Annotated in this window: 5 protein-coding genes and 1 other RNA gene; all 6 read right to left on the bottom strand. The window is 37.2% G+C overall.

What is annotated here, in order from left to right; all coding sequences use genetic code 11:
• The coding region (locus tag AC1DJR_RS12825; protein WP_477002756.1) for an iron chelate uptake ABC transporter family permease subunit at positions 1 to 652 on the bottom strand (652 nt) is incomplete at its 3' end.
• 19 nt (positions 653 to 671) lie between these two features.
• Entirely contained in the window at positions 672 to 1,685 is a 1,014-nt protein-coding gene (locus tag AC1DJR_RS12820) for a siderophore ABC transporter substrate-binding protein (protein WP_002139176.1), read from the bottom strand.
• A 482-nt stretch (positions 1,686 to 2,167) separates the two neighbouring features.
• Positions 2,168 to 2,845: a response regulator transcription factor gene (locus AC1DJR_RS12815; RefSeq protein ID WP_131246545.1), complete on the bottom strand. Its 678-nt coding sequence runs from the start codon at positions 2,843 to 2,845 to the stop codon at positions 2,168 to 2,170.
• Positions 2,846 to 3,420: 575 nt separating this feature from the next.
• Positions 3,421 to 3,775, bottom strand: a transfer-messenger RNA (tmRNA) gene (ssrA, locus tag AC1DJR_RS12810).
• Positions 3,776 to 3,901: 126 nt separating this feature from the next.
• Positions 3,902 to 4,369 (bottom strand): SsrA-binding protein, encoded by a 468-nt coding sequence (gene smpB, locus AC1DJR_RS12805; RefSeq protein ID WP_477002755.1) that lies wholly within the window; start codon positions 4,367 to 4,369, stop codon positions 3,902 to 3,904.
• Between the two features lie 214 nt (positions 4,370 to 4,583).
• Positions 4,584 to 7,016, bottom strand: a complete 2,433-nt coding sequence (gene rnr / locus AC1DJR_RS12800) for a ribonuclease R (protein WP_429691830.1) — start codon at positions 7,014 to 7,016, stop codon at positions 4,584 to 4,586.
• Between the last annotated feature and the right edge of the window lie 203 nt (positions 7,017 to 7,219).

Here is a 7,219-nt window from a genome sequence, read left to right as displayed (position 1 = left end):
ATCTATTAGCATACATAAAAATAAGCAAAGTAACGATAACAATCAGCCATAAATATTCATATCTTCCCACCTGAACGGTAGCAAATGAACCTACAAACCAAGTTTCAATGCTTTGCGTCATTTGAAAAAGGAGTCCTAGAAAAGTAGATACTGCAGAAATAACTGCTCCAAGCATCAATCCAATAATCGGGACAATTAAAGACGAACGAAGTTTAACTCTTCTTAAAAATAGAAAGAAAACCATAGTTCCTATAAAAGAAAAAATGATTGCACCAGTCATTCTTTGAACTAAAGTCGGGGCAGGAAATAATAAATATACAAAAAGCAAGCCTAAACCTGACCATTCAATAGTCCCCGTTGTAGTAGGTTCAACAAAACGATTCTGTGTAATGAGTTGCATTACGAGCCCTGCCATCGCCATTGCAGCTCCAGTAAGCATTAATGCAACTGTTCTCGGAACACGAGTTATGAAAAACATCTCCATTCCGTCCTCTTGTCCACGTATATCATAAACTCCAGTAAACAGTGATATAATCCCTAAAATTATAACAACTATAATCGCTATTATAAAAGGTTTTGTCCATAATTTATTGTGATTATAAAACTGGGGTTGAGAATTATTCTCAACCCTAGAAATTATATTTTTTGACACTGTTTCGTACTCCTTTACACTACTTAGCTAAAGTTTTTGCRATATTTCCAAAYAACTCTATATAAGTCTCAATTGATTCATTTGTGTAAGTATCTGCTGGTGCATAAACAATTTGTTTTTTAGAAACAGCAGTTGTGTTTTGAAGAGCAGGTGATTTAGAAATAACATCTTGAGCAGGAGCTGAAGTAGCAGCATCAGATGTTGCAGCATCACGATCTAATACGAAAAGCCAATCAGGATTTGTTTGTGCAATAGCTTCAACAGAAACGTCATCACCTTTATGACCTGCAGTAGAATTAGACACTTCTAGTGCTGGAGTCCAACCGAAAATTTCATACATTGGTCCCCAAACGCGACCAGAGTGAGGAGCAGCAAAACCAATATTCCCACCAGTAACGATAACACTCATAACTTTATCTTTTCCATTATAAGCAGATTTTACATTTTCAATAGATTTATCAAAATCAGCTACTAATTTTTTAGCTTCTTTATCTTTATCAAAGATTTTTCCTAAAGAAATTGTAGAATCTTTAAGTCCTTTTACTAAGTTTTCTCCAGGCTTAGTAGCTTTCTCAGAAACATCAACATTAAGATCAATAACAGCTGCATTTGGCACTAATTTTTTGATTTCTTCGTAATGGCCAGCAAATCTTTGACCTACGATTACAAGTTCAGGGTTTGCCGCTGCAATAATTTCAAGATTTGGTTCGCGGTGATTTCCAATATTTTGAACTTTACTATCCTTTACATATGCTGAATCTGCAGGCATTACATCCTTTGGAGCAGCCGCTAATTTAATTCCCCAATCAGCTAAAGTTTCAAAAGTTCTATTATCCAAAGCAACTACATTCTTTGGATTTACAGGGACTTTAACAGTTCCATGAGCATCAGTGATTTCAACCGTTTTTGGCTTATCACTACTATCACCTTTATTAGCTTTCGAAGTTTCCTTACTTGAATCTGAACAAGCTACTAACATTAAAGTGAAAATTGCTARAATACTTACTAATTTTAAAAGCATAGTTTTTTTCATACGTATACTCCTTATAATGTAATTTAGTTCGAAAATGATAACGCCCATAGATTAAATTAGATAGTAACCTTTATGCATCTAAATTGCTATTGATAATCATTTTCATTTGAATATCCTGTTAATAAGTATAGTCATTAATTATGTGAAAATCTTGTGAATGGTGTGAGTTAATAAAATTAAACATACATTAGATACAGTCTCATCTAATGCGCACCAGAGTCATCCCCCACACGTACTAATCAATAGATTGGGCACCTTATAAACCATGATTTCTACTGCAAAAAAATGCCCATTAATAGTTAATTTTTTCATAATCCATTGCCTGGTAGCAATCTTCTTTTTATAGTTTCCGTCTTTTAATATTTCACAGAAACTATTTGATTATCAGGTTTAATAGAAAAAAACGAGTAAAACTGTATGAAATAGTTTTACTCGTTTTTGCTATTATGACAAACTGTACTTTACCTATTATCTTATTTTTATCATTCAACCATTGAATAGCCTCTGCCATGTATCGTTTGAATATATCTATCTTTCTTCTCGCACTTTAACTTTTTTCTTACATACCCAATATATAAGTCTACTACATTTGGATTGACTACTACGTTATATCCCCAAACCTGATTCAAAAGCATTTCACGACTCAATATTGTATTTTTATTCTTAATTAAAAATACAAGTAAATCGTACTCGCGCTTAGTAAGCGTGAGATTTTTACCACCTTTTTTCACAATATGGCTAGATGCATCAACAAAGAGATCTTTAAACTGAAAAAAGTTTGTCTCATTTTGCTGGATACAGTCACTTCTCCTTAAAATAGCTTGAACCCTCGCTACTAATTCTTCTTTCACAAATGGTTTTCTAATATAATCATCTGCTCCTGCTTGTAGCCCTGCTATGCAATCCTTGCTAGAAATATTGTCGGTCACAATAATTATCGGTGTCGTTTTAACAAGTCGTATTTGTCTACAAATTTCTGGCCCCGATATACTTAACGAATCCCAATCCAATATGATAATATCCCAATCTTGTTCATATACTATATTTAAACCTTGGTTTTCATTGTGAAGTTTTAAAATGAAATAGCCCTCTTGCGTTAGACCGCTTACGATTTTCTTTGCAAAAGACCGCTCATTCTTAATTACTAACACCTGCTTCACCGATGGTTCACCTCTACTTCAATATAACTTAGTTGGATAAAAAGTTATCCCCCAAAAATAATTTAAGATYTATAAAATATTAAATCCCTAAAAAAGCCRTTATAACRGCTTATTAGGAGAACTCTATATAATCTTACAATAGATATGGATGAAAACACAAAATATATGAAGATTTAAATAAATATTTTTTAATCATTAAGGGGCAGCTATAGTATCTACCTGCTTATCATCAATAACTATTTCTTCATTTTCTGTTTCAGGGGTACTATCCCACCCCCATCACCTTAAGCATTTTATAAAACCACAAAACAAAAAAACTGTATTCTTTCTATTTTTCTACTTATAAATACTTGTGTAGAAGTGATTTTGTTGTTGTTTATTTTAGATAAAATTGTGATCGTTAGGGGATAACACACACAAGGTGTATTGAGAATGTAATTGAAAGAACCGAAGAATTAGATACATTCTGTTTTTAGAACCATAACTCTGCCGCAAACAAAAAGAACCATAACCYCGCCAMTCTGGCAAAGTTATGGTTCATATCATACAAAATAAAAAAACCACCAAATATGTATTGGTGGAGACGGTGGGAGTCGAACCCACGTCCAAAAATATCGGCACTTAAGCTTCTACGAGTGTAGTCGATATATTAGCATTTCGCGAACTCTTCGGCCTATCGACAGGCTTCCAAGTTGCTAGTCTGATTGTTCTCTTCCTTCGCCCTCAGACGGCGAACTCCGGCGTAGTCCACTTAGTTTGAGTCCCTTACCCTACCACATGGACGATGGAGGGAGGAACCTTTAGTGCAATTAAGCAGCTAAAGAAAGATTGTTTTGTTTGCCAATTATAGGCTTTGACGTTTTAACGAGGCCGATCCCCTCGACTCGCAACCTAAGCTCGAACTATCCCTGTCGAATCCGTAACGTCCCCATGATAAAAATGGAGCATACGAAGAAAATATCGTGATAACTACTAAGAGCTGTTTTTCAATGTGCAACAACCTTACATAAGTTATTATATCATACGCGCGCCGTTTTACAAATGTAAATATCTGTATTACATCTTTTGRCGATCACGGAACACGCGTGCAATTTCACGTTTCGCTTCTTTCTCTYTTAAATCGTGACGTTTATCATATTGTTTCTTACCTTTTGCTAAACCAAGTGCCATTTTCGCAAATCCATTTTTCAAATAGATTCTAACTGGAACTAATGCATATCCTGTTTCTTTTGCGTAACCTGCTAGCTTATCAATTTCTTTTTTATGAAGAAGTAACTTCCTTGTACGTAGCGGATCGTGATTGAAACGATTCCCTTGTTCATATGTATTAATATGCATATTATGAACCCATACYTCACCGTTATGTATACGTGCAAACGCRTCTTTCAAGTTCACGCGTCCAGCGCGAATCGACTTAATTTCCGTTCCTTGAAGGACAAGCCCTGCTTCGTATGTTTCTTCGATGAAATAATCATGAAATGCTTTTTTATTTTGCGCAATAACCTTACCTGTACCTTTTGGCATATAACGTCCCTCCTCTATTTTTACCATTGTAACAAATGTAAACCAAAAGCGAAAGTGGCTCGCTCAGAATGTGAGGTGGATGGAGCTTCTGACCTTGAGGCGCTCTTTGCCTCCTGGGAAGAAGCGAAGCCACCAAACATTCTAGCCACTGTAGCTGGATTCCACAAAAAGCGAAAGTGGCTCGCTCAGAATGTGAGGCGAAGCCACTCTTTTCTTACTTGCGCTTTTTCTTTTTCTTCTTGAATCCTGGTACATTTTCAAAGAAGCCTTTTTTCTTCTTACCATTACCGTTACCATCTTTTTTCCCTGGCTGACTAGCGGATGTGGATGTGGATGCTGATGCAGATGCGGATCCTTTTCCTTTTCCTTGTCCACCACGATCAAACTTTCTTCCTGTGCCGCGCTCGCCACCGCGCTCATTACTACGTTCGCTACGTCCACCGCGTTTCTTTCTGCCTGTTCTTGGCTGTTCAATCACAACTGGACGATCTTTGAACTTACGACGAGGTGTGCCTTTCATGCCAACGATTTCAAAGTCGATTGCACGCTCGTCTTTATTTACGTTAATAACACGAATTGTAATTTCGTCACCGATGCGGAATACGTTACCTGTACGTTCTCCGATCATCGCAAAATGTTTTTCGTCATAACGGTAGTAATCATCTGTTAAATAGCTAACGTGTACAAGACCTTCAATTGTATTTGGAAGCTCTACGAATAAACCGAAGTTTGTTACAGAGCTAATCATACCGTCATACTCTTCACCGATCTTATCGACCATATACTCTGCTTTTTTCATTTCGTCTGTTTCACGCTCTGCTTCAACAGCACGGCGTTCCATATTAGAAGAGTGCTCTGCAATCTCAGGTAAGTTTTCACGCCATTTCGCTTGCGTTTCGTTGTCTACTTTACCATTAATGATGTATTCACGAATCAATCTATGAACAATCGTATCTGGGTAACGACGAATTGGCGATGTGAAATGCGTGTAGAACTCAGTTGATAAACCAAAATGTCCTAAGCTGTTCGAATCGTAACGTGCTTGCTTCATAGAACGAAGCATAACTGTTGAAATGACTATTTCTTCCGGCTGACCTTGAACCATTTCAAGAATTTGCTGCAATGCACGAGGGTGTATTTCATTCGCACGTCCCTTTACTGCATATCCGAAGTTTGTTACAAACTCGAAGAAACGCTCAAGCTTATCTTCTTTCGGATCTTCATGGACACGGTACATAAACGGTACGTTCATCCAGTGGAAATGCTCCGCTACTGTTTCGTTCGCAACAAGCATAAACTCTTCAATTAACTTCTCTGATACAGAACGATCACGCATTACAACATCAGTCGGTTTTCCTTCTTCATCTACTAGTACTTTCGCTTCTTTAAAGTCAAAGTCAATCGCACCACGGCGCATACGTTTTTCACGTAAAATTTGTGCTAACTGCCCCATTTCTTTAAACATTGGTACTAGCGGCTCGTAACGTTCAATTAGTGCTTCGTCTTCATCTTCTAAAATGCTTCTTACGTCAGCATACGTCATACGCTCTGTCGTTTTAATTACACTTTGGAAAATCTCGTGTTTTACAACATCACCTAGATTGTTGATTTCCATTTCACAAGATAGTGTCAGACGGTCTACTTTCGGATTTAATGAACAAATACCGTTTGATAAACGATGCGGAATCATCGGAATTACACGGTCTACAAGATATACACTCGTTGCTCTCTCTGCTGCTTCAACATCAATTGGAGAACCTTCTTGAACGTAATGACTTACATCCGCAATATGAACGCCAAGCTTATAGTTACCGTTCTCAAGCTTCGTTACTGTAACAGCGTCATCTAAGTCTTTCGCATCCGCACCATCAATTGTAACAATCATTTGATCACGTAAATCACGACGATCTTTTATATCTTCTTCTGAAATCGTTTCTGGTACACTGTTTGCATGCTCCATCACTTCTTCAGGGAATGCTAAAGGTAAATGATGTTTATGAATGACAGATAAAATATCTACTCCTGGGTCATTTTTATGACCTAGAATTTGAATAACTTCACCTTCTGCGCTTAAACGGTTCTCTGGGTAGCCCGTAATTTTCACAACTACTTTATGGCCTTCTACAGCGCCCATAGATGCACTTTTCAAGATAAAAATATCACTTGTCCAGCGTTTATTATCAGGTATAACAAATCCAAAGTTCTTTGACTCTGTATATGTACCAACTAGTTCCTTCGTTCCACGCTCTAAAATACGAACAATCGCGCCTTCTTGGCGTGATCCACTTGATTGTGCGCTAACACGTGCTAATACTGTATCACCATGAAGTGCACCATTTAATTCTGTCGGCGGGATGAAAAGATCATCATCTCCTGTTTTCTTCTCCTCTGGAACGACGAACGCAAAACCACGTGCGTGCCCAATTAATTTACCGCGTACTAAATTCATTTTTTCTGGAAGACCGTAGCGGTTACTACGTGTGCGGATAACAAGCCCCTTCTCTTCCATCATTACAAGTGCCTTTACGAAATCTTTAAAGCCCTCAGAGCCTTCGATTCCAAATGCCGATTCTAATTCTTGTATCGTTAACGGTTTATACGCTTCTTCCCTCATAAATAATAACAACTTATCAATATGTTCTTGCATGATTTCTTCCAAGCAAAAATACCTCCTTTAAACCCTTATATTATTTAGTGTATCCGAAAGATGGGGGATGTATAAAGTGAAACTTTCATCATCTCCCAATGATTTTTTACAGTTTTCACAAAAAATTCCTTATGAAAAAAAGAGGCAACTAGACCTTACCAATCTAGTTGCTCCAAGAAGTTATATACATCCTCATGTAGCAC

The sequence above is a fragment of the Bacillus sp. 05T31 genome (assembly GCF_056396725.1).
Note: the sequence above shows the minus strand (reverse complement) of the source record. Positions and strands in the feature narration are given on the sequence as shown.